Source organism: Nonomuraea sp. NPDC049378 (assembly GCF_055586745.1).
Window position 1 is genome coordinate 704,404 of the sequence record NZ_JBVJHP010000001.1, and the last position, 26,356, is coordinate 730,759.

At 71.2% G+C, this 26,356-nt stretch carries 25 protein-coding genes; 13 read left to right on the plus strand and 12 right to left on the minus strand.

The genetic code is table 11. The features are described from left to right. Positions 1-32 precede the first annotated feature (32 nt). From holA to ACZ6SA_RS03240, 9 genes are all read right to left on the minus strand, one after another. Complete coding sequence (holA, locus tag ACZ6SA_RS03200; RefSeq protein WP_443150275.1) at positions 33-1,004, minus strand: DNA polymerase III subunit delta; 972 nt, start codon at positions 1,002-1,004, stop codon at positions 33-35. 302 nt (positions 1,005-1,306) lie between these two features. Further along, a complete protein-coding gene (locus ACZ6SA_RS03205; RefSeq protein ID WP_465826365.1) occupies positions 1,307-3,901 on the minus strand; it encodes a ComEC/Rec2 family competence protein in 2,595 nt (864 codons plus the stop codon). A 1-nt stretch (position 3,902) separates the two neighbouring features. Then, positions 3,903-4,448, minus strand: coding sequence for a ComEA family DNA-binding protein (locus ACZ6SA_RS03210; RefSeq protein ID WP_465826366.1), 546 nt, complete (start codon positions 4,446-4,448; stop codon positions 3,903-3,905). 868 nt (positions 4,449-5,316) lie between these two features. Then, entirely contained in the window at positions 5,317-5,538 is a 222-nt protein-coding gene (locus ACZ6SA_RS03215) for a hypothetical protein (protein WP_347641667.1), read from the minus strand. 251 nt (positions 5,539-5,789) lie between these two features. Beyond that, on the minus strand, positions 5,790-6,641 hold the full coding sequence (locus ACZ6SA_RS03220) for a helix-turn-helix domain-containing protein (RefSeq protein ID WP_465826367.1): 852 nt from the start codon (positions 6,639-6,641) through the stop codon (positions 5,790-5,792). 97 nt (positions 6,642-6,738) lie between these two features. After that, on the minus strand, positions 6,739-7,560 hold the full coding sequence (locus ACZ6SA_RS03225) for a DegV family protein (protein WP_465826369.1): 822 nt from the start codon (positions 7,558-7,560) through the stop codon (positions 6,739-6,741). 13 nt (positions 7,561-7,573) lie between these two features. Beyond that, positions 7,574-8,782 (minus strand): imidazolonepropionase, encoded by a 1,209-nt coding sequence (gene hutI, locus ACZ6SA_RS03230; protein WP_347641663.1) that lies wholly within the window; start codon positions 8,780-8,782, stop codon positions 7,574-7,576. 486 nt (positions 8,783-9,268) lie between these two features. Further along, complete coding sequence (gene hflX / locus ACZ6SA_RS03235) at positions 9,269-10,690, minus strand: GTPase HflX (RefSeq protein WP_465826371.1); 1,422 nt, start codon at positions 10,688-10,690, stop codon at positions 9,269-9,271. A gap of 75 nt (positions 10,691-10,765) precedes the next feature. Next, positions 10,766-11,458, minus strand: coding sequence for a DUF4097 family beta strand repeat-containing protein (locus ACZ6SA_RS03240; RefSeq protein WP_465826372.1), 693 nt, complete (start codon positions 11,456-11,458; stop codon positions 10,766-10,768). A 162-nt stretch (positions 11,459-11,620) separates the two neighbouring features. On the opposite strand from ACZ6SA_RS03240, the gene aceB reads away from it, so the two are divergent. From aceB to ACZ6SA_RS03275, 7 genes are all read left to right on the plus strand, one after another. Beyond that, positions 11,621-13,198, plus strand: coding sequence for a malate synthase A (gene aceB, locus ACZ6SA_RS03245; protein ID WP_443150270.1), 1,578 nt, complete (start codon positions 11,621-11,623; stop codon positions 13,196-13,198). 36 nt (positions 13,199-13,234) lie between these two features. After that, entirely contained in the window at positions 13,235-14,671 is a 1,437-nt protein-coding gene (locus ACZ6SA_RS03250; RefSeq protein WP_347641660.1) for an FAD-linked oxidase C-terminal domain-containing protein, read from the plus strand. Next, on the plus strand, positions 14,671-15,858 hold the full coding sequence (locus tag ACZ6SA_RS03255; RefSeq protein ID WP_465826375.1) for an FAD-binding oxidoreductase: 1,188 nt from the start codon (positions 14,671-14,673) through the stop codon (positions 15,856-15,858). The genes ACZ6SA_RS03250 and ACZ6SA_RS03255 overlap by 1 nt, the downstream gene beginning before the upstream one ends. Position 15,859: 1 nt before the next feature. After that, positions 15,860-17,062: a (Fe-S)-binding protein gene (locus ACZ6SA_RS03260; RefSeq protein ID WP_443150268.1), complete on the plus strand. Its 1,203-nt coding sequence runs from the start codon at positions 15,860-15,862 to the stop codon at positions 17,060-17,062. Next, positions 17,059-17,811: an IclR family transcriptional regulator gene (locus ACZ6SA_RS03265; protein ID WP_465826377.1), complete on the plus strand. Its 753-nt coding sequence runs from the start codon at positions 17,059-17,061 to the stop codon at positions 17,809-17,811. The genes ACZ6SA_RS03260 and ACZ6SA_RS03265 overlap by 4 nt, the downstream gene beginning before the upstream one ends. 113 nt (positions 17,812-17,924) lie before the next feature. Continuing rightward, positions 17,925-18,665, plus strand: coding sequence for an IclR family transcriptional regulator (locus tag ACZ6SA_RS03270; RefSeq protein WP_443150266.1), 741 nt, complete (start codon positions 17,925-17,927; stop codon positions 18,663-18,665). Positions 18,666-18,668: 3 nt separating this feature from the next. Further along, entirely contained in the window at positions 18,669-18,881 is a 213-nt protein-coding gene (locus ACZ6SA_RS03275) for a DUF2277 domain-containing protein (protein WP_465826379.1), read from the plus strand. A 9-nt stretch (positions 18,882-18,890) separates the two neighbouring features. Here ACZ6SA_RS03275 and ACZ6SA_RS03280 read toward each other — a convergent pair whose 3' ends face one another. Next, positions 18,891-19,313, minus strand: a complete 423-nt coding sequence (locus ACZ6SA_RS03280; RefSeq protein WP_465826380.1) for a hypothetical protein — start codon at positions 19,311-19,313, stop codon at positions 18,891-18,893. Between the two features lie 94 nt (positions 19,314-19,407). Between ACZ6SA_RS03280 and ACZ6SA_RS03285 the strand changes: the two genes are divergently transcribed. From ACZ6SA_RS03285 to ACZ6SA_RS03295, 3 genes are read left to right on the plus strand one after another with little or no spacing between them, the layout of a single operon-like run. Beyond that, positions 19,408-20,088 (plus strand): response regulator transcription factor, encoded by a 681-nt coding sequence (locus ACZ6SA_RS03285; protein WP_465826382.1) that lies wholly within the window; start codon positions 19,408-19,410, stop codon positions 20,086-20,088. Beyond that, entirely contained in the window at positions 20,085-21,341 is a 1,257-nt protein-coding gene (locus tag ACZ6SA_RS03290) for a sensor histidine kinase (RefSeq protein ID WP_465826383.1), read from the plus strand. Before ACZ6SA_RS03285 ends, ACZ6SA_RS03290 begins: the two co-directional genes overlap by 4 nt. A gap of 46 nt (positions 21,342-21,387) precedes the next feature. Beyond that, the gene (locus tag ACZ6SA_RS03295; RefSeq protein ID WP_465826385.1) at positions 21,388-21,720 is read left to right on the plus strand and encodes a PepSY domain-containing protein; all 333 of its coding nucleotides are present in this window, start codon (positions 21,388-21,390) and stop codon (positions 21,718-21,720) included. A 45-nt stretch (positions 21,721-21,765) separates the two neighbouring features. Here the strand turns inward: ACZ6SA_RS03295 and ACZ6SA_RS03300 are convergent, their stop codons facing one another. After that, positions 21,766-22,350: a TetR/AcrR family transcriptional regulator gene (locus tag ACZ6SA_RS03300; protein ID WP_443150261.1), complete on the minus strand. Its 585-nt coding sequence runs from the start codon at positions 22,348-22,350 to the stop codon at positions 21,766-21,768. A gap of 269 nt (positions 22,351-22,619) precedes the next feature. On the opposite strand from ACZ6SA_RS03300, the gene ACZ6SA_RS03305 reads away from it, so the two are divergent. Then, complete coding sequence (locus ACZ6SA_RS03305; protein WP_347641650.1) at positions 22,620-23,516, plus strand: LLM class flavin-dependent oxidoreductase; 897 nt, start codon at positions 22,620-22,622, stop codon at positions 23,514-23,516. Then, on the plus strand, positions 23,513-24,448 hold the full coding sequence (locus tag ACZ6SA_RS03310) for an alpha/beta hydrolase family protein (RefSeq protein WP_465826386.1): 936 nt from the start codon (positions 23,513-23,515) through the stop codon (positions 24,446-24,448). Before ACZ6SA_RS03305 ends, ACZ6SA_RS03310 begins: the two co-directional genes overlap by 4 nt. Before the next feature lie 3 nt (positions 24,449-24,451). On the opposite strand, the gene ACZ6SA_RS03315 is transcribed toward ACZ6SA_RS03310, so the two are convergent. Next, positions 24,452-25,027 (minus strand): CGNR zinc finger domain-containing protein, encoded by a 576-nt coding sequence (locus tag ACZ6SA_RS03315; protein WP_465826388.1) that lies wholly within the window; start codon positions 25,025-25,027, stop codon positions 24,452-24,454. Positions 25,028-25,130: 103 nt separating this feature from the next. On the opposite strand from ACZ6SA_RS03315, the gene ACZ6SA_RS03320 reads away from it, so the two are divergent. Further along, positions 25,131-26,303 carry an epoxide hydrolase family protein gene (locus ACZ6SA_RS03320; protein ID WP_465826390.1) on the plus strand — a complete coding sequence of 391 codons (1,173 nt, stop codon included), beginning with the start codon at positions 25,131-25,133 and terminating at the stop codon, positions 26,301-26,303. Positions 26,304-26,356: the final 53 nt, after the last annotated feature.

The following is a 26,356-nucleotide window of genomic DNA, read 5'->3' on the forward strand; positions in this document are numbered from 1 at the left end:
CCCCGGCCACATACCGGCAACGCCGGTGACGATCACCGGCCCGTGCGGCTGGCCACGATCACCTGCACCGTGTGTTCGAGCGCGTAGGCCGGGTCGGCGCCGCCGCCCTTGACCTGTTCGTCCGCCTCGGCCACCGCCTGGATGGCCTTCGACAATCCGTCGGGCCCCCACCCGTTCAGCTGCCGCTTCACCCGGTCGGCCTTCCACGGGGGCATGCCGACATGGCTCGCCAGCTGACCACCCCGCAGGCTGCGCGGCGCGCCGGCGACCTTGGCCAGCGACCGCAGCCCACCCGCCAACGCGCTGACCAGCAGCACGGGGGCGACGCCGGTGCCGAGCGCCCACCGCAGTTGTTCCAGCGCCTCGGCCAGCCGCCCTTCGATCGCGGAGTCGGCGACGTTGAAGCCGGTGACCTCGGCCCGGCCCTTGTGGTAGCGCGCCACGGCGGACGCGTTGATCGTCTTGCCCTCGGTGTCGAACACCAGCTGGCTACAGGCGGCTGCCAGCTCCCGCAGATCATTTCCCACGGCGTCGAGCAGCGCGGTGGCGGCGTCGCCGGAGATGCTCCGCCCCGCACGCTTGAACTCCCCCTTGATGAACTCCAGCCGCTCCCCCGTCTTGGTCACCTTGTTGACGGTGATCACTTGGGCCTTGGCCTTCTTCACCCCGTCGACCAACGCCTTGCCTTTGACCCCTCCCGGATGCGCCAGCACCATCACGGTGTCGTCGGAGGGCTGCTTGGCATAGGCCACGACCTCGGCGATGACGTCTTTCGGCAGATCCTGCGCCGACCGGATCACGATGACAGACCGGCCGCCGAACAACGACGGGGAGGTCAGCTGCGTGAGCTCGCCGACCGACACCTTGCCGCCCAGGAGGTCATGCACCTCGGACTCGGGATCGGCGGCCCGTGCCGCCGCGACGAGCCCGGTCACCGCCCTCTCGGCCAGCAACTCCTCATCGCCGACAACCAGGGTCACAAGCGCTGGATCGGTTCCCGCCATGGGGGAAGCATGCCAGACGCCAGGGACAACCAGGTATTCGCCGCAGCGACGCCGGGGAGGCCACGGTCCCAGCGTCGTACTCGGCCTGCGGAAGGGCGGCCTCACCCGGCAGAACGAAGCACCATCCGCACAAGCTCGACCCGTGCGGCACATGGCGCCGGGCGCCTCTGCCGGGGCTCGCTCTCGCCGGGAGAGACCACGCGCCACCCGCAGGAAGCCCGAAGCAGCGCATGACACCGCCCACTTACCGAAGGCGGGTCCGAACCAGAAACGGGACGCTCCCGGCACGGCTGCGTGCGCCTTCAGGGTGCCGGGCCGCGCGAGAGCACGGCCAAGCCACCTTCCCTCTCCACCACGGCGAGATCCCCTGAGTGGTCGGTCCGGTAGACGGCCGCGCCGAGCGTGCGCAGCAGGGCGAGCGTGGAAGGCGCCGGATGGCCGTAGTCGTTGTCCTTCCCGACGCTGATCAGCGCCGCTCGAGCGCCCACGGCCTCCAGGAAGGCGGGTGACTGCCTGTTGGATCCGTGGTGCGGGATCTTCAGGATGTCGGCCCGGACCGCGGAGCGGCGTAAGACCTCTTCCTGGGCCTCGGTCTCCAGGTCGCCGCCGAGCAGCACGGAGCCCGATCGCCAGCGTACGTGGAGCACCACGCTGGAGTTGTTGATCGCGCTGCCCTCGCCCTGGCCGGCCACCTCTCCGGAGGCCGGCTCGGGAGCGAGCACGGTCACCTCTGAAGGGCCGAACGTCCAGTGAGTCCCCGGCGCAACCGTCCATTCCGGTATCCGGCGTCTCTCCAGCGTGCCCGAGACGCGTGCGGAGGCACGCGCCATGGCCCGCTGCGGGCTGACGACCACCGCGCCGACACGCCGGTCACGGAGCACTCCGGGCAGGCCGCCCACGTGGTCGGCATGCGGATGGGTGAGGACGAGCAGCGGGACGTCGTCGACGCCGAGGCCGCGCAGGCACCGGTCCATCGCGACCGGGTCGGGCCCGGTGTCCACCACGACCCCTCGTCCCGGCCCTGCCGCGAGGACGATCCCGTCGCCCTGGCCCACGTCGCACATCACCATGAGCCAGCCCTTCGGCGGCCAGGGCGTCGCGATCGGCCGGATCACCAGCACCGCCACCAGAGCGGCACCGGCCGCCGTCAGCACGATCGCCCGCCAGGCGCGACGCCGCAGGATCAGTGTCCCGGCCGCCGCCGCGAGCGCGAGCAACGCCAGCCCGGGAAAGCCGCCCGGCCACGGCACGGTGGCGTACGGCAGGCCCACCGACCATCGGGCGACCGTGATGATCCAGCCGACCGCGTAACCGGCCGGGACCACCAGGAACCGTGCCCCGTCAAGCCATACGGGGGCCACCAGGGCAGCCCCGAAACCCAGCAGGGTCGCGGGAGCCACCGCCGGAGCCACGAGGAGGTTGGCGACGAGAGCGACGGGAGTGAGCTGTCCTGACATCAACACCAGAACCGGTGTCACCGCCACCTGCGCCGCCGCCGGCACGGCGATGGCCTCGGCGAGCCAGCGCGGCAGCCGCACCCGCGAGCGGGGCTCAGCCCTCCGCCTGCCGGATGCTCCTGAGCCGTTGCCCGCGTCGGGAACCGGCCCGCCACCCCGGTCCCGCCCCGCCGGGTCGCGGCGATCACTCCCCGGGCCACCGCTCGGCGAGGCCGCGCTGTGCGGTCGCGGCTCCGCGCCCGGGCCCTGCGGCGGTGCGTCACCCTCGTCCTGCTGGGCCGCCGACAGCCTGTCGCGCCAGCGAGGGGCGAGGAGGAGGATTCCGGCGGTGGCGGCCACCGAGAGGGCGAAGCCGTAAGACCTGGCGAGTTCGGGGACGAAGAGCACCAGCAGGAGGACCGTTGCCGACAGGGCCGCGAAACCGTCTCGTGCCCTGCCGGTGCCCAGCGCGACCGCGGCGGCCAGGCCCATGAGGAGAGCACGCAGGACGCTCGGGGACGGGCGGGCCACCACGGCGAACGCGAGCATGGAGAGCGCGGCCAGGACGGCGCGTACGGGCAGCGGGAAGCCGAACAGACGTGAGAGAGCCAGCATCGCACCCGCGACGATGGCCAGGTTGGCCCCGCTCACCGCGTTGAGGTGGCTCAGGCCCGCTTCCTTGAAGTCGGCCGTCACCTGCGGGTCCATCCGCGAGACGTCGCCGACGACCAGGCCGGGGAGGAGGCCGCGCTGGTCGGGAGGGAGCACGTCGGCGGCGGACCGCAGGCCCGACCTGAGGGCGCCCGCCGCTGTCTGGAGCTCCGACGGTGGCGTCAGGACCCGCGGCGGGCCGCGTACCAGGAGGACGGCCGCCACCAGGTTGCCCGCGGTCGGCATGGCGAGCCGGCCGGTGACCTCGAGATGCTGGCTGGGAAGGAGCGGGGCCCAGGCTGCCCCGCTGGAGAAGACGGTGACGGGGACGTTGACGGCCTGCCGGCCCTCGGCCGTGCGGATGATCGTCAGGGTTGCCGGGGTCACGTAGCTGTCCGGGCCGAACGGGATGCTCTGGCTGGTTCTGCGTCTCGGGTCGTCCGTCAGCACGATCCGGGCGGTGACGAAGGCGTTCGCGGCCGCGAGTTCGGCCACCGGACCGCTGGTCACGGCGTGAACCCTGAAGGCGACCGAGCCGGATGACGCGGCCGCGCAGACGAGGGTGGCCAGGATGACACCGCGCCACGCGGCCGGCCCGCCGGCGGAGCGTCCGTCCCGTCGTCCGGGGAGTGAGCGGGTGTGCCAGGCCACGGCGGTGGCGCCGAGGGCCGCGACCAGGGCGACGGCCGTGCCGATGCGCGCGGAGCAGCCGAGCAGGATCAGCGCGCTGGCCCAGGCGGCGATCGCGGGGAGCAGCAGGGGCCAGGCGTGGCTCTTGCCCGTGACGGGCGGCAGCGGGTGGTCGGTCATGTCAGACGCGCACCTTCGGCTTGATCTCGTCGAACTTGCGCGGCCCTATGCCGCTGACCTCGCGGAGCTGGTCGATGGAGGTGAAACCACCGTGGGTGGTGCGGAACTCGGCGATGCGTGCCGCCAGCACCTCGCCCACGCCCGGCAGCTCTTCGAGCTGGTCCGGTGTGGCGGTGTTGAGGTCGATGACGCCCCCGGCAGGGCCCGTGATCGGCGAGCCCTGGGCCATCGTGCCGGGTGGTGCGCCCACGACGATCTGCTCTCCGTCGATCAGGCGTCTGGCGAGGTTGAGAGAGTCGAGGGACGCTCCTCGTGACACTCCCCCGGCCGCGGTCACCGCGTCCGTGACTCTGGCACCCGAGGGGAGCAGGTAGACGCCAGGCTTACGGATCTTGCCTGCCACGTGGACCGTCACCTTGGGCGCGGTGGGGGTCGTGGACGGGGTCGGCGACGACACGGGGGTGGGTGGTGGGAGCGGCGCCGGCGAGGGCTGGGATCGCCAGACGAAGAACGCCGCGACGGCTACGGCCAGGGCGCCCACGGCCACGAGGACACGCAGACCGGGCCTGCCGGGATCGAGGGCAGGGCTCTGGGACGCAAGGGCCGCCCGGAATGCCTGGAATGTCGGCGGAACCGGGGCGGGCCCGCGCTGCCGTGCGGTCTGCTCGGTCTGTGTGGCCTGTCCAGACTCGGGCTGTCCGGATCGTACGGGCCCTGCGGGGCGGGCGGCTTGTGAGCGGGGTGACAGCTGAGGCTGTGGAGGGCCGTAGGCAGAGGCGAAGGACCACGGTGGCTCAGGAGCCAGGTCGAAGGCTCCAGACGCCTCACGGGCCTCACTGGCGCTCTCCACGATCCGCGGCTCGCCGGACGCCCTGAGGAATCCGCCGGCGGCCTCGTGAGGTTCGGGGAATCTGTCGTCGTTCCGTGGCTCGTCAAGGAGCCTCTCAACGGGCTCACGGACACCGTCACGCGGCTTCCCAGGAGAACGGTCTCCATCGACGGACCGCGGTGCCTGAGGGGAGAAGCCGTGGGAGCCGGTGGCGTAAGGCATCCTGCGACCGTCGGCGGGGTTGCGTGCCACCCTCGCGGGCCGGCGGCGAGGGCGGCGGGGTGGGGTGGCGATCGAGCGCAGCCGGGACTCGGCGATGACTCGTTCGGCCGTCGGATCGGGGGTTCGCACGCAGGTGAAAGTAGAGGTGCGGGCGGCCGTGCCAGGGGACCGAGCCGCGTTCTGTGGACGACGTCAGCGGCGGGGAATGGGTTGTGGACAACGCTGGGGTCGCGAGCTCGGCGCCGGTGGACGGAGGGTGCACGGCCGAGCCTGTACGAGCGATCCCGGAGGGCCCGACCTCGCGGCGGCTGGGCGGACCCGCTCCATCCGGGTCCGCCACGCGCGTGATCAGACGGCCACCGCGCTAGCGGCGTACTCGGAACCTCAGTTGGCATCCTCCCGGCCCTGTAGGACCGGGATTCCAGCCGTCGACGAAGTGGTACGGCGCCTCGGGATGCCAGCCCTCGGGTTTGGGCCGGTGGGACACCACGACCACGTGGTCGCCCGCGGGCGGATGCCCCTCCCATCCGTTCGTCAGGTCGAACAGGTTGCGGCCCATCACGCTCGTGCCGATCGCCTCCCACATCGCCCGGACGTATCCCGCCGATGCTTGTGAGACCTTGAAGGCGCTTCCCGTTCCTGAATGGTCGTACTGCTGGTCCGCACCCTCGGTGATCAGGGTGTCCCCGCTGAAGTACCAGTCGTGGAGTGGAGTGGCCCGACGTCGTCGTTCTCGTCGGCGATGAAGCCGTCCACCGATACCACGTTGTGCATGATGACCGTGCCCACAGACTCCCCCTCGAGTCGCCTTGCGCATTCGTCCCCGATCTTGCCGACTCAGGGCGCGGCTGGGCTTGTAAAAGATCCATCAGCGGGCATCGGACCACTGTCCGGCGGGGACCCCTGCTCGGCGGGGAACCTGCGCCGCAGGGTCAGGTATTGCGCCGGGGTGTGGCCGGTGAAGTCCTTGAACTCCCTGCTGAAGTGGGCCTGATCGAAATAGCCCGCCGCCTGGGTGAGCTCCGACCAGTCAACCGGACGCAGGGCGTCCACGGAGAGGATCAGGCGTGCGAAGCGATAGATTCGCGCCACCCGCTTCGGGGTGACACCGACATGGGACTTGAACTGCGTGGCGAGGTGATTGCCGCTCACTCCCGCGGCATCCGCCAGCGCGCTGACCGGGACCACGCCATGGGCGGTCTCCAACCGCATGCCTGCGCGGTGGACCAGGCGCAGACCGCGCGACGGCGCATCGGCGAGTCGTGATCGCAGTTCCTCCTCCACCAGCCGCAGCATCCGGGTGGTGGATGCGAGGTCGCCGAGGCGGCAGCGCATCCTGTCCAGAGCCCGTTGCCAGACGGCGTCGACCGGCACCCATCGGTTCCGCAGCTCGGTCACCGGCCCATCGACGAACGGCGAAAGCCCCCAGGGCTTGAAGTGCACTCCGACGAGCCGCACCCGTGTGGGGTACTCCAGCAGAAAACGCCTGGCCCATAAGCCCATGAACCACCTATCGGTGAACACTGCGGGCGGCACCGAAGGGTCGGAATCACGCAGGCGGACGGGCCCGCCCAGGTTGACGAACAGGTGGGCCGACGGCATCGGCGGGACGTTCATCCTGCGGTGGCTCGGCACCCCCGTCAGGCAGTGGATGTCATCGATGAACCGGTCGAGCGGCGGGGCGGGCACTCGGCCGACGTAGTCCATGGACTCAGTGTGGCCGACGGCCTCCCTCACCATCGGATGTGAGCCGCACGGACCCTACCGGTGCGCCGTCCCGCCGACGTCAGTGGTCAGCGTGCCGGAGAGCGGCGACGGTCAGGCCGAGCATGCCGGGCCCCACGTGGGCGCCGATCACCGCTCCCACCTCGACCACCCGCGACTCCGGCGGTGACGGCATCCGCTTGGACAGCCGCTCGGCCAGCGCTCGGGCGCGTTCCGGGGCCTGCAGATGTTGCACCGCCACCTCCACCGGCCCTTCGCCCGCCGCCTCCACGGCCAGGTCTTCGAGCCGGGCGATGGCGCGCGACGAGGTGCGGACCTTCTCGAGGAGCGAGATCCGGCCGTCCACGATGTGGAGCAGCGGCTTGATCATCAGGGCCGAGCCGAAGAGGGAGGCCGCTGCGCCGATGCGGCCGCTGCGGCGCAGGTAGTCGAGGGCGTCGACGTAGAAGAACGTGCGGGTGACCGCCACGCGGCTGCGGGCGGCCGAGGCCACTTCCTCCAGGGAGGCTCCGCCGGCGGCGGCGCGGGCCGCCGAGAGGACCGGGTAGCCGAGGCCCATCGCGATCGAGCGGCTGTCGACCACCTCCACCGGTACGGGGGCGTCGGAGGCGGCCGCCAGGGCGGAATCGGCGGTGCCGGACATCGCGGCCGAGAGGTGGACCGACACGATGCCCGTGGCGCCCGCGGCGGCCAGGGAGGCGTAGCAGGAGGCGAACGTGGCGGGCGCGGGCCGGGAGGTGGTGGCGGAGGCGAGGTCGCCCGTGAAGGAGCCCTCGTCATGAGCCACTCCCTTGGCGATCACCTGCACGGGTACGACCGTGACCAGCGGCACAGGCGGCAGGTAGGCGGTGGAGTCGGTGACGACGGCGACCGTGGGCGGCATGTGCCGGGGTCAGTTACTGGACAGGGGTGCCACCCCGCCACACCCGGCGCGGCTGGAGGCCGAAGGACCAGGCGAAGGCGCCCTCGTGGTCGGCGTCCCACTGCACGATGTCGGCCAGCCGGCCCGGGGCGAGCACGCCGCGGTCGGGGGCGCCCAGGACGGTGGCGCCGCCGAGGGTGGCCGCGCGGAGCGCGTCGTTGACGCTCATGCCGAACGCCGACACCGCCATGGCGATGACCAGGGCCATCGAGGTGATGCCGCAGTAGCCGGGGTTGTGGTCGCTGCCGAGCGCGATCTGCACGCCGTGCTTGATCATCTGGCGGACCGGCGGGAGGTGGCCGCGCTGCAGGGCGGTGGCGGGGCAGACGACGGCGGGCACGCCGTAGCGGGACATGATGGCGATGTCCTCGTCGGACATGTGGTGCAGCCCGTCGGCGGAGGCGCAGCCGAGCTCGGCGGCCAGCTGGACGGCGCCGCGGCGGCTGTACTGGCCGGCGTGGATGCGCGGCAGCAGGCCGACGTTGCGGCCGGAGGCGAGGACCCAGCGGGACTCCTCGGTGGTGAAGTGGCCCTCGTCGCAGTAGACGTCGACGCTGTCGGCGCCCGCGGCGGCGGCGTCCGCGCACCAGGAGCCGACGGCCTCGACGTATTCGCGCTGCCGGCCGAAGTATTCGGGCGGGACCACGTGCGCCGCGAGGAAGGTGACGTGCACCCGCGGCATCATCGGCTCCTTCTCCAGCTCGCGCAGGAGCCGCACGTCGGCCAGCTCGCCGTCGCGGGTGAGGTGGTAGCCGGTCTTGGCCTCGACGGTGGTGGTGCCGCCGAGCAGCCAGTCGCGCAGCCGCTCGCGCACGCCGTTGCAGAGCGTCCATGGGTCGGTGCCGCGGGTCACGGTGACGGTGGAGCCCACGCCGCCGCCCGCCGCGGTGATCGACGCGGACGTGGAGCCGCCGGTGCGGATGGCCAGCTCGGCGTAGCGGTTGCCGGCGTAGACCGGGTGGGTGTGGGCGTCGATGAGCCCGGGCGTGACGAGCGCGCCACCCAGGTTTTCGACGTGGTCGACGTCGACGATGTCGTCGACGACTCCGGGCACCGTCTGCGGCAGGTCGGGCGCTCGCCCGACCCACGCGATGCGGTCGTTGTGCACGAGGATGGCGGCGTTGCTCAGGACTTCGTTGCCGGTCCAGAGACGGCCGATGTTGGTCAGCAGCCGAACGGTCACCGCATCACCGCCCCGGGAGAGCTTCTGCCCGTTTCCCGGCATGGCCCCAGCGCCCAGCGCACGGCCTGCGCCGCGCCCACTGAGTCCGCTCCGGGTCCGGACGACATGGGGGGTCTCCTGCTCTAGTCCGCGTCATGCTGTGCGGTGACCGTATCGCCGGAGACATGATCCGGCGATTTCAGTTCAGTTACGTTATTTCACAGGCTGGGCCGGTGTACAGGCTTATTCGGAAGAAAGACCACTGATCCCATCCGTCACCCAGCCCTGCCTCGTCCCCATGGCCCCCGTTGACGACATCCACACCACTGGCCATCATCAGCAACCCAGAACCCGAACCCAAAATGCAGACCAACGTTAGGTCTGGCCAATGGTAGCAACCCCAGGGTGCGGGGACCACTGCCGCTTTTGGGCAGCTCTGCACGCTTTATGGCGAGAGCTGCCCAACCGCTCCGCGATATACCGGCGCACGCCGGCCGCCCCAGGGCTCTAGGAGACGCGCTCGACCGGCTTGCCCACCCGCTCGAGCTCCTGCGACAGGCTCGGCAACACGCGGGCGTGGAGGATCGTGCCGTCCTCGACGTGCTCGACGGAGAGCACCTCGCCCTCCTTGTGAGCGCGCGAGATCAGGTCGCCCCTGTCGTACGGCACCAGGAGGTTGACCTCGTGGTCGAGCCGCGGCAGCTCCCGGTCGATGAGCGCCATGAGCTCGGGGATGCCCTTGCCCGTGCGGGCCGACACCACGATGTTGTCGCGCTCGCGCCGCAGGATCCGGTCGACCACTTCCCGGTCGGCCAGGTCGGCCTTGTTGATCACGACGATCTCGCGGATGCCGGAGGCGCCCTCGATGTCGGCGAGCACCTCGCGCACGGCCGCCAGCTGACCCTCGGGGTCGGGGTGGGAGCCGTCGACGACGTGCAGGATCAGGTCGGCGTCGGCCACCTCTTCCAGCGTGGAACGGAACGCCTCGACGAGCTGGTGCGGAAGGTGCCGGACGAAGCCGACGGTGTCGGCGATCGTGAACAGCCGGCCCTCGGGCGTGCGCGCCCTGCGCACGGTCGGGTCGAGAGTCGCGAACAACGCGTCCTCCACCAGCACGCCCGCGCCGGTGACGCGGTTGAGCAGCGAGGACTTGCCGGCGTTGGTGTAGCCGGCGATCGCCACGGCCGGGACCTCGCGCCGCTGGCGCTGGTAGCGCATGGTGTCACGCGAGGTGGACATGCTCCCGATCTGGCGCCGCAGCTTGGCCATCCGCTCGCGGATGCGCCTGCGGTCGAGCTCGATCTTGGTCTCGCCCGGGCCGCGGCCGCCGATGCCGACGCCGCCCGCGGCGCGACCGCCGACCTGGCGGGACAGGTTGCCACCCCAGCCGCGCAGGCGGGGCAGGAGGTACTGGAGCTGCGCCAGCTCGACCTGGGCCTTGCCCTCGCGGCTCTTGGCGTGCTGGGCGAAGATGTCGAGGATCAGCGCGGTGCGGTCGATCACCTTGACCTTGACCGTCTCCTCGAGCTGGCGGAGCTGGCCAGGGGTCAGCTCGCCGTCGCAGATCACGGTGTCGGCGGCTGTCGACTCGACCACGTCGCGCAGTTCGAGAGCCTTGCCCGAGCCGATGTAGGTCGCCGGGTCGGGCTTCTGGCGGCGCTGGATCAGGCCGTCGAGCACCTCGGACCCGGCCGTCTCGGCCAGCAGCTTGAGCTCCAGGAGCGAGTTTTCCGCGTCCTCGACGGTGCCGGAGGTCCAGACGCCGACCAGGACGACCCGCTCGAGCCGCAACTTCCGGTATTCGACCTCGGAGACGTCCTGCAGCTCGGTGGACAGGCCCGCCACGCGGCGCAGTGCCTGGCGCTCCTCGAGGTCCATGTCGCCGGTTTCGTACGCGTCGAGCGTGGAGTATTCGTGCATTCGTGTCATCTCTATGAGGAAACGTCTGGACACCACGGTGTCTTCCCACGATGGTGGCATGACATCCCTGGCGCAATCACCTGGTTATCCCGGTTCCACATCGACGTTGCCCGAACCCGCCGACACCGAGATCTTGTGCGGCGAGGAGCCGTCGTTGTCGACCTTGACGTTCTCGTCGCCGGATCCCACGTCGGTCGTCACGGCGTACTTGCCCGCGGGCACGATGAGCCTCGTGTCGCCCGAGCCGGTTTTGAGCCGCGCGTCATCCGGGGCGCTGCGGTATTTGAGCTCGATGTTCCCCGACCCCGCCTCGGCGTACACCTTCTTGCCGCCGAGCCCGGCGGCGTCGACGTCGCCGGAGCCGACCTTCACGTCGATCATCCCGGTCAGGTCCCTGAGCGTGATGTTGCCCGAGCCTGCCTCGAGATCGACGGCCAGCCCCTTGGGGACCTCGATCTTGTAGTCGACGCTGCAGTTGCCGAAGGCGGACGGGCAGTCGTAGGTGACGAACAGCCCCTCCCCCTCGACCTTGTGCTCGGTGGTGGGCTTGTCGTCGCCGCTCCAGCGGAGCGTCTCGGTGACCCGGACGGCGGTGCCGCCGGTCTCCGTGATCACGGTGTCGCCCGCGCCGCTCTCGAGCCGCAGCTTCGTGACCTTCTCCGTCACCTGGTACGACGCCGTGTCCTGCTCGGTCGGGCCTCCGATCTTCGCGAGCCCGCACCCGGTCAGCGCCACTGCGGAGGCCAGCAGCCCGCCCGCGATCGCCATCGTTCTCATGCCTCGCATCCTTTCGCGGCGCGGCGCCCGCCCACATCGGGGATGCCCCGGACGATCCCCCAGGGGAACCCCGTCTTTGACCGGGAAAGGACCATAAGGGTAGCGTCGATTCCATAATCCAGAAGTCGTTTTCCACATCGCGAAAAAGCGGAAAGAGGTCCCATGGAGATCACCGGCCCGATGCTCGACCGGTTCGACGAGATCCTCACGCCGGAGGCGCAGGCGTTCGTGGCGGCTCTCCAGCGCGAGTTCGACGCCAGGCGGCTGGAGCTGCTGGAGGCCCGCCAGACGCGGCAGGCGGAGTTGTCGGCCGGCGCCATGCTCGACTTCCTGCCGGAGACCAAGGAGATCAGGGAGGGCGAATGGCAGGTCGCCGCCCCGGCGCCCGGCCTCGAGGACCGCCGCGTCGAGATCACCGGGCCCGTCGACAAGAAGATGACCATCAACGCGCTCAACTCCGGCGCGAAGGTCTGGCTGGCCGACTTCGAGGACGCCAACTCGCCGCTCTGGGAAAACTGCGTGAGCGGCCACATCAACCTGCGCGACGCGCTCGACCGCGCGATCGACTTCGAGTCCGGCGGCAAGACGTACGCGCTGCGCCCCGACGACGAGCTGGCCACGATCGTGGTGCGGCCGCGCGGATGGCACCTGGACGAGAAGCACGCCCAGGTCGACGGGCGCCCGGTCGCGGCGGCGCTGTTCGACTTCGGCCTCTACTTCTTCCACTGCGCCCAGCGGCAGCTCGACAAGGGCAAGGGCCCGTACTTCTACCTGCCCAAGATCGAGTCGCATCTGGAGGCGCGGCTCTGGAACGACGTGTTCACGCGGGCGCAGGAGCTGCTCGGCATCCCGCACGGCACGATCAGGGCGACCGTGCTCATCGAGACCTATCCGGCGGCGTTCGAGATGGAGGAGATCCTGTACGAGCTGCGCGACCACTCCGCAGGGCTCAACGCCGGCCGCTGGGACTACCTGTTCAGCGTGATCAAGAAGTTCCGCACCAGGGGCAGGGAGTTCCTGCTGCCCGAGCGGAACGCGGTGACGATGACCGCGCCGTTCATGCGCGCGTACACCGAGTTGCTGGTGCGGACGTGTCACAAGCGGGGTGCGCACGCGATCGGCGGGATGGCGGCGTTCATCCCCTCGCGGCGTGACCCCGAGGTGAACGCGGTGGCGCTGGAGAAGGTGCGGGCGGACAAGACGCGCGAGTCCGGCGACGGGTTCGACGGGTCGTGGGTGGCGCACCCCGACCTGGTGCCGGTCTGCCGGGAGGTGTTCGACGGCGTGCTGGGGTCGCGGCCCAACCAGCTCGACCGGCTGCGCGAGGACGTCAGCGTGTCCGCCGCCGACCTGCTGGCGGTCTCGGAGACGCCCGGCGAGATCACGGAGGCGGGGTTGCGCAACAACGTGGACGTGGGGCTGCGCTACCTCGCCGCCTGGATGGGCGGGCAGGGCGCGGCGGCGATCCACAACCTCATGGAGGACGCCGCGACGGCCGAGATCTCGCGCTCGCAGATCTGGCAGTGGATCCACAACGACATCGAGCTCGCGGACACGGGCGCGCGGGTGACGAAGGATCTGGTCGAGCGGATCATCGCGGAGGAGCTGGCCGAGATCGCGCAGGAGCCGGGCCACGACGAGGGGCTGTACGCCCAGGCCACCGCGCTGTTCAAGGAGGTCGCGCTGGATGACGACTTCGCGGAGTTCCTGACTCTTCCGGCTTATGCTCAAATGCCATAGAAAAGGCAGATATCAACAGGAAAAGGGGGATCGGTGATGGAAACGCTGATAGCGGCGCTGCGGTCGCTGCTGCCCCACGACTCGGTGATCACCGATCCCGTACGCCTGCGCACGTACGAGTGCGACGGCCTGACCTACCACCGGGCGACCCCCGGCGTCGTCGTGCTGCCCGGCACGGCCCAGCAGGTCGCCCGCGTGGTGCGCCTGTGCAACGACTTCGGCGTGCCCTTCGTGGCCAGGGGCTCGGGCACCGGCCTGTCGGGGGGCGCGCTCCCCCGCGAGGACGGCGTGCTCATCGTCACCTCGAAGATGCGCGCGATCCTGGAGGTCGACCTCGCCAACCGCAGGGCGGTGGTCGAGCCGGGCGTCACCAACCTGGCGATCACCGAGGCCGTGCGCGACCAGGGCTACTATTACGCCCCCGACCCCTCCAGCCAGCAGATCTGCTCGATCGGCGGCAACGTCGCGGAGAACTCCGGCGGCGCCCACTGCCTGAAGTACGGCTTCACCGTCAACCACGTCGAGGCCTGCGAGATCGTCACCCCCGACGGCGACCTGGTGACGCTCGACCGCATGGACCCCGGCTATGACCTGCTGGGGGCGTTCGTCGGCTCGGAGGGCACGCTCGGCATCGCCACCAAGATCACGGTACGCCTCTGCCGCGCGCCCGAGTCGGTGACCACGGTGCTGGCCGCGTTCGAGAGCATCGAGCAGGGCGGCGAGGCCGTCTCGGCGATCATCGGGGCGGGCATCGTGCCGGCCGCGATCGAGATGATGGACGCGCTGGCCATCGAGGCGGCCGAGGCGGCGGTGGCCTGCGCCTATCCCGAGGGCGCGGGCGCCGTGCTCATCGTGGAGCTCGACGGGCCCGCCGCGGAGGTGGAGCGGCAGTTCGCCCAGCTCAGGGAGATCTGCTCGGGCGCGTTCGAGCTGCGCGTGGCGGCCGATCCCGCCGAGCGGGCGGCGATCTGGAAGGGCCGCAAGTCGGCGTTCGCGGCCGTGGGGCGCATCAGCCCGGCCTACATCGTCCAGGACGGCGTGGTCCCGCGCACGTCGCTGCCCGGCGTGCTGGCCGCCATCGACCGGCTCTCGGCCGAGCACCGGATCAAGGTGGCCAACGTCTTCCACGCGGGCGACGGCAACCTGCACCCGCTGGTGTTGTTCGACGACGCGGAGCCTGGCGCGGGCGAGCGGGCCGAGGTGGTCTCCGGCGCGATCCTCGACCTGTGCATCGAGCACGGCGGCTCGATCACGGGCGAGCACGGAGTCGGTGTCGACAAATCACGCTATATGCCGAGGATGTTCAGCGAGGACGACCTGGACACCATGCAGCTCGTCCGGTGCGCGTTCGACCCGCGGGGCCTGGCCAACCCGGGCAAGGTGTTCCCCACGCCGCGGCTGTGCGGCGAGGTGCCGGGCGTGCGCAAGGGCGTGCACCCGCTGGTCGAGTCGGGGAAGGCGGAGCAGTTCTGATGACCCTGGCGGCGACCGGCGTGACGGTCAGGCGGGCCGGCGAGAAGGACGCCGTGAGCGGCGTGGTCCCGCGCTGGGTGGCCCTGCCCGAGACGGTGGAGGAGATCTCGGCGGTGCTGCGGGCCTGCACGGAGCAGGACCTCGCGGTGGTGCCCGCGGGCGGCGGCACCAAGCTGCACTGGGGACACCCGCCCGAGCGGTGCGACGTGCTGCTCGACATGTGCTGCATGAACGAGATCATCGAGCACGCGGCGGGCGACCTCGTGGTGCGCGCGCAGGCGGGCGTCACCATGGACGCCCTGGCCGCCGCGCTCGCGGACAAGGGGCAGGAACTGGCGCTCGACCCGCCGTTCGCGGAGCACACGACGGTCGGCGGCACGCTCGCCACCGCGACCGCGGGCCCGCGCGCCTTCCGCTACGGCACCGCCCGCGACCTGCTCATCGGCATCACCGTCGTGCTGCCCGACGGCACCGTCGCGAAGTCGGGCGGCAAGGTGGTCAAGAACGTCGCCGGCTACGACCTCGGCAAGCTCTTCACCGGTTCCCGCGGCACACTCGGCGTGATCGCCGAGGCGACCTTCCGCCTGCACCCGCTGCCCGCTGAGCGGCTCTGGATCGTGACCGGCACGAAGGTCGCCGACCTCACCGGCGAGACGCTGCGGCGCCTGGCCGCCTCCCAGGCCGAGCCCTCCGCCGTGGACATCGACTGCCTTGACGGCCGGTACGCGACGATCGCGGTGCTGGTGGAGGGGTCGGCCGCCGGGCAGCGGGCGGAGGCCCTGCGCGACGTGCTCGGCGACGGCACGATCACGGCCGGGCCACCGGACTGGTGGGGGCTGATCCTCACGGACGACGTGCTGCTGGAGGTGCGCTTCCCACCCGCGCGCACGGTCGAGACGCTGGCCGCGGCAGGCGAGAGCGGGTTCTCCTTCCGCGGCTCGCCGGTCACGGGACAGGCCTATCTGGAGCTCTGGGGCGACGTCTCCGAGGAGGAGCTGACGGCCGCCGTCGACCGGCTCAGGGCGCGGATCGAGGCGCTGGGCGGGCGGCTGACCGTTCCCGCCTCGCCGTACGAAGGGGTCGACAGGTGGGGGCAGGTGAGCACGTTGCCGCTGATGCGGCGGGTGAAGGAACGGTTCGATCCCGGGCGCAGGATGTCCCCCGGCCGGTTCGTGGGAGGGATCTAGCGTGGATCCTGAGCTGATCAACGACTGCGTGCACTGCGGGTTCTGCCTGCCGACGTGCCCGACGTACGCGTTGTGGGGCGAGGAGATGGACTCGCCGCGCGGGCGGATCCACCTGATGCAGCAGCACGTCGAGGGCACGCCCATCACCCCGGAGATGGCCGGGCACTTCGACGCCTGCCTGGGATGCATGGCGTGCGTCACGGCGTGCCCGTCCGGAGTCCGGTACGACCGGCTGATCGAGCAGACCAGGGCCGTGGTCGAGCGGGAGCACGTGCGCGAGCCGGAGGACCGGGCCGTGCGCGAGATCGTGTTCAGCCTCTTCCCCTACCCGCGCAGGCTGCGGCTGCTGCGCCCCACGATGTGGCTGGCCGGGCGGATGGCGCCGTTCCTGGCCCGGGTGCACCCCGGCCTCGGATCCATGGCCGGGCTGGCGCCGCGGGTCGAGCACCGCCAGCGCATGCCGCGCGTCGTGAGGGCCAGAGGAGAGCGCAGGGCCGTGGTCGGCATGCTCACCGGGTGCGTGCAGGGAGAGTTCTTCCCCCAGGTCAACGCGGCGACCGCGCGCGTGCTCGCGCTGGAGGGCTGCGACGTGGTCATCCCGCGGGGCCAGGGCTGCTGCGGCGCGCTCAGCGTGCACTCCGGGCGCGCCGAGCAGGCCAGGAGGCTCGCCCGCCGCACGGTCAGGACGTTCGAGAAGGCAGGCGTCGACACCGTCGTGGTCAACGCGGCCGGATGCGGCTCCTCCATGAAGGAATATGCCGAGCTGCTCGGCCGCGAGCCCCGGTTCAAGGTCGCCGACCTGTCCGAATATCTCGCCGAGCTGGGCCCCGTGGCCAAGCGGCACCCGCTGCCGCTCACCGTCGCCTACCACGACGCCTGCCACCTGGCCCACGCCCAGGGCATCCGCGACCAGCCGCGCGAGCTGCTGCGCGGCATTCCCGACCTGGAGCTGCGCGAGATCCCCGAGTCGGCCATCTGCTGCGGGTCCGCGGGCACGTACAACATCCTGCAGCCGCAGGCCGCCCGCGACCTCGGCGACAGGAAGGCGCGTGCGGTCGGCACGACGGGCGCCGGCCTGCTGGTCTCCGCCAACCCCGGCTGCACCATGCAGATCGCGGCCGCCATGCGGCGGGCCGGCGAGGAGATCAGGGTGGCTCACACGGCCGAGGTGCTCGACGCCTCGCTCCGCGGTGTGCGCCTATGAGCGTCCAGTCGGTCGAGCGGGCGCTCGACGTGCTGGAGGCGCTGGCCGAGCACGGGGGTGAGGCGGGCCTGTCGGAGATCGCCGCCAGGACGGGCCTGCCGTACGGCACCATCCACCGGCTGCTGCGGACGCTGCTCGCCCGCGGCTATGTACGCCAGGAGTCCGACCGCCGCTACGCGCTCGGCGGCGGGCTCGTACGCCTGGGCGGCATCGCGGAGAGCATGGTCGGGGTGTGGGCGCAGCCGTACCTCGGCAAGATGGTCGAGCTGTCCGGCGAGACCGCCAACCTGGCCGTGCTCGAAGGCGACTTCATCGTCTACGTCGCCCAGGCGCCCTCGCCGCGCAGGCTGCGGATGTTCGCCGAGGTCGGCAGGCGGGTGCTGCCGCACAGCACGGCGGTGGGCAAGGTGCTGCTGGCCGGGCGGCCGGCCTCCGAGGCGGTCGCCGTGTTCGAGCGCACCGGCATGCCGCGGCGCACCCCCAACACGATCACCGAGCTGACCGCCATGCTCGCCGAGCTCGAACGGGTCAGGTCGTGCGGCTACGCCATGGACCTGGGCGAGGAGGAGCTGGGCGTGCACTGCCTGGCCGTGCCCGTCTGGGACGGCGACCGGGTGGTGGCCGCGATGTCGGTGTCGGGCCCCGCGGAACGCATCGACGGGCTCGACCGCGACGAGCTGGCGGAGGGCATGCGTAAGATCGCGCTCGACTTCGGGAATGAGCTCAGCCCGGTGGCCGGCGGAAGTTGAGTAGTCAATTACTTTTTCCGGCCCTCCTGACGTGCGACAACGCGGCGATTCCCCCTCACCGGCCACGAAGATCCCCGTGAGAAGCTCCGTGCGGCGAAGTATGCTGTTGCGGTATGAGCAACACCGCGACCGTACAATCAGTAGATCGGGCCATCGCCATCCTGGAAATCCTCGCTCGTGAGGGTTCGACCCGAGTGACGGACCTCGCGACGGAGCTCGACGTGCACAAGTCCACGGCGTTCCGGTTACTCGCCGCTCTCGAGCAGGGCGGTCTGGTGGAGCAGAGCAGCGACCGCGGCCGCTACCAGCTCGGATTCGGGGTGGTGCGCCTGGCCGGCGCGGCCACGGCCCAGCTCGACCTGTCGCGCGAGGGCAGAGACGTGTGCCTGCGCCTGGCCGAGGAGATCGGCGAGACCGTCAACATCGCGGTCCCGCAGGACGGCGACGCGGTCAACCTCACCCAGATCCGCGGCCCCGCCGCCATCAGCGGGCACAACTGGGTCGGGCAGAGCACCCCCGCTCACGCCAGTTCCAGCGGCAAGGTGCTGCTGGCCTTCGGCGCCCTGCGCATGCCCGACGAGCTCGACCACTACACCCCCAGGACGATCACCTCCGAGGACGACCTGGAGCTCGCCGCCATCAGGGAGCGCGGCTGGGCCGCGGCCGTGGAGGAGCTCGAGGTCGGGCTCAACGCCGTCGCCGCGCCGATCAGGGGCAACGACGGCTCCGTCGTGGCCGCCGTCAGCGTCTCCGCCCCCTCCTACCGGCTGACGCCTGACCGGCTGCCCGAGGTGGGCGAGCTGCTGGTGGAGGGCGCGCGGGAGATAAGCCAGCGCATGGGCTATTACCGTTGAGGCATGTGCAGAAGCATCAAGACCCTCCGTCCCCCTTACACCGAGAGCGTGACCGAGGAGGACGTACGCGCGGCGGCGCTGCAGTACGTCAGGAAGATCTCCGGCTTCCGAGCACCCGCCGCGCACAACGTGGAGGCGTTCGACCGGGCCGTCGAGACCATCACCAGGGCGTCAGAGGAGCTGCTGGGGGCGTTGCAGGTGCGCGGGAGCCGCTGACCGGCCTGGCTACGACGTGGGGCGGGCGGCGGGCCGGCCGCCCGAGCAGGCGATCGTGAGCTCGATCTCGTCGCCCTCCTCCGGCTCGAACTCCACCTTCGTCTCGCGGGCGGGCCCCGGCTCGACGCCGTCCACCGCGTAACCCTGGGCGGGGCTCCACGAGCGCAGCGTCACCCGGTCGCCGTCGCAGGAGGCGACCACGGTCCCGCCGGCGCTGCGGATCAGCTTCTCCTGCCGGGGCCTCGCGGGCGAGCCCGTCGGCGTCGCGATCGCGCGCGAGGTCGCGGTGGCCAGGGCCGCACGCACCTCCGGCTCGCTGAGCACGTGGCTGGAGGCGCCGGTGAGGCCGTTGCCGAGCAGGCCGAGCACCGCCACGCCCGCGCCGGTGGCGGCGACGGCGGTGGCGGCCCAGGCCAGGACGAGTCTCTTCATCGGCTCCCAGCCTCCCCCCTCTACGGCTAAGACCGGGTTAAGGCGACCTTAACGCGGCCCGAGCCATCGCCATCGAGGGTCTACGTTCATGTACATGGCTGACATCCTGCTCATCGAGGACGACGTGGCGATCCGCACGGCGCTCAGCCGCGGGCTGCGCGAGCTCGGCCACGCCGTCTCCTCCTCGCCGACGGCGCTGGACGGGCTGCGGCTGGCCGTACAGGACCGTCCCGACCTGATCGTCCTCGACCTCGGGCTGCCCGACCTCGACGGGGTGGAGCTGCTGCGCATGCTGCGGGCGGTCAGCCGGGTGCCGGTCATCGTGGCGACGGCCCGCGACGGCGACGCGGAGATGGTGCCGGTGCTGGACGCGGGCGCCGACGACTACGTGGTCAAGCCGTACAGCGCGGCGCAGCTGGACGCCCGGGTCAGGGCCGTGCTGCGGCGCTCGGGCAGGGACTCCGCGCCGGAGCCGCTGGCGGTGGGAGCCCTGCGGGTGGATCCGCGGGCGCGGACGGCCACGCTGGACGGTGCCGCGCTCGACCTGACGCCGCGCGAGTTCGACGTCCTGCACTATCTCGCCGCGCGGCCGGGCGAGGTGGTCACCAAGCGGGAGCTGCTGACGGAGGTGTGGCAACTCCCCTACGGCGGGGCCGACAAGACCGTGGACGTGCACCTGTCGTGGCTGCGCAGGAAGCTCGGCGAGACCGCGTCCGAGCCCCGCTACCTGCACACGGTGCGCGGCGTCGGCGTCAAGCTGGTCGGGCCGTCATGAGGCGGTGGCTCGCGCTGCTGGTCGCCGCGACCACGTCTCTCGTGCTGATCGCGCTGCTGGTGCCGATGGCGCTGCTGATCCGCGCCGTGGCCGAGAACGGCGCCATGAGCAGGGCCACCGCCGCGGCCGAATACGTGGCGGTGAACGTGGGCACGCCCGACCTGACGCTGGCCGTGCAGCAGGCGGGGCGGCCCGTGACCGTGTTCCTGCCCGGCGGCGGCACGGTGGGCGGGCCCGCGCCCCGCTCCGACGCCGTACGCCTGGCCTCGACGGGACGCAGCGTCACCGCCGCGGCCCGCGGGGGCAGGGAGGTGCTGGTCTCGGCGCAGACGCCTGAGGGCAACGCCGTGATCAGGGTGTTCGTGCCGGACGCCGAGCTGACCAAGGGGGTGCGGGAGGCGTGGCTGGCGCTGTTCGTGCTCGGGCTCGCCCTGGTCGTGCTGGGCATCGTGCTGGCCGACCGGCTGGCGCTGGCCGTGACGCGGCCCGTGGACGGGCTTGCCCGGGTCTCGCACCGGCTGGCCGGCGGCGACCTGTCCGCCAGGGCGGAGCTCGGCGGTCCCCCCGAGGTGCGCTCCGTGGCCCTGGCGCTCAACCATCTCGCGGGACGGATCGACGACCTGCTCGCGGCGGAGCGGGAGTCGGTGGCGGACCTCTCGCACCGGCTGCGTACCCCTCTGACAGGCCTGCGGCTGGACGCGGAGTCGCTGCGCGACCCGGAGGAGAGGGCGCGTGTGCAGAGCCGGGTCGACGCGCTCCAGCGCGCGGTGAGCGCGGTCATCACGGACGCGCGGCGGCGCTCGGCCGGGCGCGACGCCTGCGACGCGGCGGCGGTGGTGAGCGAGCGGGTGCGGTTCTGGTCGGTGCTGGCCGAGGACCAGGGGCGGGACGTGTCGCTCGCGCTGCCCGACGCCCCGCTGCCGGTGGCGGTGGGCGCCGAGGAGCTCGCCGCCTGCGTGGACGCGCTGCTCGGCAACGTCTTCGCGCACACCCCCGAAGGGGTTCCCATGGCGGTGCGCCTCGGGCCGCACGGCGCCGGGGCCCTGCTCGTGGTCGAGGACTCCGGCACCGGCCTCGACCCGGCGCTGCTGGAGCGCGGCACCAGCGGAGGCGGCTCGACCGGGCTCGGCCTCGACATCGCCCGCCGCACCGCCGAGTCGTCGGGCGGCGGCCTGACCGTCTCCACGTCCGCGGGGGGCGGCGCGCGCGTGGAGGTCGTCCTGACGGGTCCGCAGAGCTCAGCCCGGTCTTAACTGCGGCTTAGCGCGCGATTAGCGGCGATCGCGGTTCCGTGGAGTCATGCGAATCACGAAGAAGTTCATCGTTGCCGGTGCCGGGGTCGTCGCGCTCGTCGCGAGCGGAGGCGCGGCCGTCGCCGCCACCACCGCCGCCGCGCCGGCCCCGAAGGTCACGGCGGAGCAGGCCATCGAGATCGCGCACAAGCAGGTGGCGGGCGCCTGGGTGAGCGAGCTCGACTTCGACTCCCAGGGCACGCGGGCGGACGTGTGGGAGATCGAGCTGACCAAGGGGTCGCAGCGGCACGAGCTGAAGATCGACGCCGCCACGGGCAAGGTCACCAAGAACGAGACGGAACGGGCGGACAAGGACGACGACGACAACGACGACGACTGATCCGGATCTCGTGAGGAACGCCGGGCCACGTGGCCCGGCGTTCTCCTATTTTTCTGGGCGGAGTCCTCCGATGAGGAGGGCGACCATTCGCCGCGCGTCGTAGCGGGGATCGTTGTCCGCGCCGATGCAGAGGTTGCCGACGCCGCGCATGAGCTCGAGGGCGTTGACGTCCGTCCGGATCTCACCGGCGGTAGCCGCCGCGTCGAGCAGCTGGGTGCAGACGGGCACGAGACGGTCCAGAAAGTACGCGTGCAGCGTGTCGAAGCCGGCGTTGTCCGACTGCAGCACGGCGGCGAGCCCGTGCTTGGTGACCAGGAAGTCGACGAACTGGTCGATCCATCGTCGCAACGCGTCGTAGGGGCTGGCCGCACTCTCCAGCAGGGCGGGGCCGGCCTCGGCGCAGGCCTCGACCTGGTGCCGGTAGACGGCGATGATGAGATCGGCCCTGGTCGGGAAGTGCCGGTAGATCGTGGCCACCCCGACTCCCGCCCTGGCCGCGATGTCGCGCACCGGCGCCTCGACGCCCGAGGTCACGAAGACGGCCGCGGCGGCGTCGAGCAGCGTCCTCTCGTTGCGCCGGGCATCGGCCCGCTTCCGGGGCGCCGCACGCCCCGCGCCTCCGTCGTTCACCGCGCTGTTTCCCTCCATACCGACTTGCAAAACGGAACGACGATCCGTATCGTAGCTGGAACCAGATTCCGTTTATCCCATGATGCCAGAGCGCCGCCCGGACGGCCAAACTCCGCATCTGCCGCAGAGCCTCAGGTGCGAGGCCGACCGGACATGCGCCCATCGGGCCGACCGCGACGAACGGCTCCAGCATGCACCGAAAACATGTTCCGTTCACCTCTCAGCGGCGTGCCCGTCAGCGCGGCGCGCACGAAGGGAGCAGTGCCCAGATGCCGCACACCACCCGGCCCAGCTTCGGGATCATGACCGCCCCCTCGCAGGTCGACTACCGCGACGTCCTGCAGGTCTGGCAGGAGGCGGACACGATCCCGGAGATCGAACACGCGTGGTTGTTCGACCACCTCCTGCCCATCTTCGGTGACCCCCGCGGGCCGGTCTACGAAGGCTGGACCCTGCTGTGCGCCCTCGCCGCGCAGACCCGGCGACTACGGCTCGGCGTGATGGTGACCAGCAACCGCATCCGGCCGCCCGCACACCTGGCCAAGATCGCCGCAACCGTCGACGTCGTCTCCGGCGGACGGCTCGACTTCGGCATCGGCGTCGGCTCTCGGCCCGACTGGCCCCTGGCCCGGCGCGAGTACGAAGCCCACGGCCTGCCCTTCCACGACACCGCCCACGCCCTCGGGAGCCTCGCGGAAGCGTGCACGGTGATCCGGCGGGTGTGGACCGAGACGGAGCCGTTCGACTTCCACGGCACGTACGTGCAGGTCACCGGAGCGTACGGCAACCCCAAGCCCGTCCAGCGCCCCCATCCGCCGATCCTCATCGGCGGGCGCTCCTCCGCGACGCTGCGGGTGGTCGCCCAGCACGCCGACCTGTGGAACATCCCCGGCGGCGACATCGCCGACGTCGTCAGCCGCAGCGCGCTGCTCGACCGCTACTGCACGGAGATCGGCCGCGACCCCGCCTCCATCGTCCGCTCCATCCACCTGCCCGTCTCCTACGACCAGCCCGGCGTCACCCGCGACGCGATCGGCGAAGCGCTCGACGCCGGCTTCACGCACATCGTCCTCGGGCTGTCGGCGCCCTACCCCGGCAACGTCGCGCGGTGGGTCACCGACGAGCTCATCACCAAGAACCGCAAGAAGGAGAGATCAGTCTCATGACGGAAACAGGCCTCGCGGCCGGCTCCCCCGCTCCGGTCGTCTCGGTCAAGCCGGTCACCCTGCCCGCGCCTGGCCGCGGCGAGGACCTCCAGATTCACGTGTCCGCTCCCGTGACCGGCACCGGCCTGCCTGTCATCGTGTTCTCGCACGGCTTCGGCCAGTCGATGAACGGCTACGCCCCGCTGGCGGACCACTGGGCGGCACACGGGTTCGTGGTCCTGCGGCCGACCCACCTCGACTCCCGGACGCTCGGCCTCCCGCCCGAGGACCCCCGTACGCCGGAGATCTGGCGTTTGCGCATCGAGGACCTCAGGCGCGCCCTCGACGGGCTCGACCTCGTCGAAGCCGCCGTACCGGGCCTCGGCGGACGCCTCGACCGCAGCCGCGTCGCCGTGTCGGGCCACTCCTGGGGAGCCCAGAGCGCGAGCACGCTGCTGGGCGCGCGCGTCCTCGGCTCCGACGGCATGCCCGGGGAGGACATGTCCGATCCCCGGGTCAAGGCGGGCGTGCTGCTCGCCCTCACGGGCCTCGGCGACGACCTGACCCCTTTCGCGGCCGAGCACTTCCCCTTCATGAGGCCGTACTTCGGCGACATGACCACCCCCTCGCTCATCGTCGCGGGGGACGAGGACCAGTCCGCGCTGTCCACCCGCGGCCCCGACTGGTTCACCGACCTCTACGTGCACGGTCCCGGGAGCAAGAGCCTGCTCACGCTGTCCGGGGCCGAGCACTCGCTCGGGGGCATCTCAGGGTACGAGGCCGCCGAGACGACCGACGAGCATCCCGCCCGCGTCGCCCTGATCCAGCGGCTCACCACCGCCTACCTGCGCAGCGTGCTCTGCTCCGATGACACCGGCTGGAAGGCGGCGCTGGACGATGACCTCGGCCCGCTGGGGAGCCTGCGGAGCAAGGACGTCTCGATGACGAGGTGACGATCACTCCGTTGAGCTGAGGCCTTTTCGCTGGTTGGCAGTGAAGCGCGCCTTCTTCTGACGATTACCACAGGTGTTCATGTCGCACCATTTGCGAGTGCGGCTCTGGCTGGTGTCGAAGAAGGCGGCCCGGCAGGTCAGTGATGCGCACAAGGCCAATTTGCCGTCGCGTTCACCTGCGATGATGCTGATCGCGTCGGCGGCGATCACGCTGAGGGCGTCTTCCACGCAGGAAGCCGAGCTGAGCCGCCATCGCCGCTTGCCCTCGGGCGTCAGGATGGCCGCCGCCCGGCCTTGAGCGCTGCGGTCATTGATGACGTGGACAGCGGGCGCGGGGAGAGCGTCCCCGATCGCGGCCGCTGTCGCGGCGGCGTGGATCGACTCCCTCAGCTCCCTGGCGAGGTTGAGCTGGGCAGTGGTGCAGGAGTCCACGGCGAGGTCGTACACCGCCAGCCAGTCGACGAGTCGTTGGGGCGTGGGAATGCGCTCCACAGCCTTGCCATGACGCTCCGACAGGGTCCCCGTGAAGCTGGTGGCCAGCACGCTGCCGAGGCGGAAGGCAGGGAACCCGGCACGCATGGAACCACCTTAGCAGGTTGCACGCCGGCGCGAGGGCATGTTAGAACCGTCTTAGCCGGTTCGCAGCGGTTCGCAGCCGGCTCCGCGACGGCCAGGAGGTCTCATGCCCCGTCCAACCACCGACGTGCAAGCATTCGAAGCCCACGCGACTGACGCCGACCTCGACGATCTGCGCGCGCGACTGGCCGCGGCGCGGCTACCGGAAGCCGAGACGGTCTGTCGCGCCGCGCCCGGCCCTCGCCGATGGGAACAGGGCGTTCCTCTCTCCGACCTCGTCGATGTCGTGAACTACTGGCGCACCGGGTACGACTGGCGGCCGTTCGAAGAGCGCCTCAACCGGATCGGCCAGTTCCGCACCACCATTGACGATCTCGGCATCCACTTCCTGCACCGCCGATCCGCGCGCCCGGACGCCACCGCGCTGATCTTGACGCACGGCTGGCCCGGCAGCATTGCCGAGTTCGTCAATGTGGTGGACGAGCTGGCAGATCCGGAAGACGCCGCCGCGCCGGCGTTCCACGTCGTGGTCCCGTCGCTACCGGGCTTCGGTTACAGCGACAGGCCGGCCACCACCGGATGGGGAACCGAGAAGATCGCGGCCGCATGGGTGGAGCTGATGGGAAGGCTCGGTTACACCGAGTTCCTGGCCCACGGCGGCGACTGGGGAGGCAATATCACCACGGTTCTCGGCGGCAGGTTCCCTGCGCACGTTCTCGGCATCCACACGACGTTCGCGGAGGCGCCGCCCGGGTTGACGACGGACGGGCTGACGGCGGTCGAGCGCAGGTGGACCGAGGAAACCCGCGATTTCTGGCGCAACCACGCGGCGTACGCGAAGCAGCAGGCGACCCGACCGCAGACCATCGGCTACTCGCTCGTCGACTCACCGGTCGGGCTCCTCGCCTGGATCCTTGACAAGTTCGCCGAGTGGTCAGATACCGAGGACAGCCCGTTCGAGACGATCTCCAGAGACAGCGTCCTTGACAACGTCACCCTGTACTGGCTGACGCGGACCGGCGCGTCGTCGGCCCGCATCTACTACGAAAGCCACAACTCGCTCGATCCCGAACTTCGGGTCGACGTCCCGTCAGCGATCAGCGTGTATCCCCGCGACATCGAGAAGTATCCGCGCCCCTGGGCACAGGAGCGGTACCGGCAGATCGTCCGATGGAGGTCGCCCGAGGCCGGGGGACATTTCCCGTCGCTGGAGATTCCCGAGTATTTCGTCAAGGACCTGCGGGAAGGCCTCGCGGCGGTGCTGGCCGCTCATCGGTGAACGCGGCTCTCCCATCCGGAAACTCGCCGCTCAGGACAGGAGCGATGACAGTA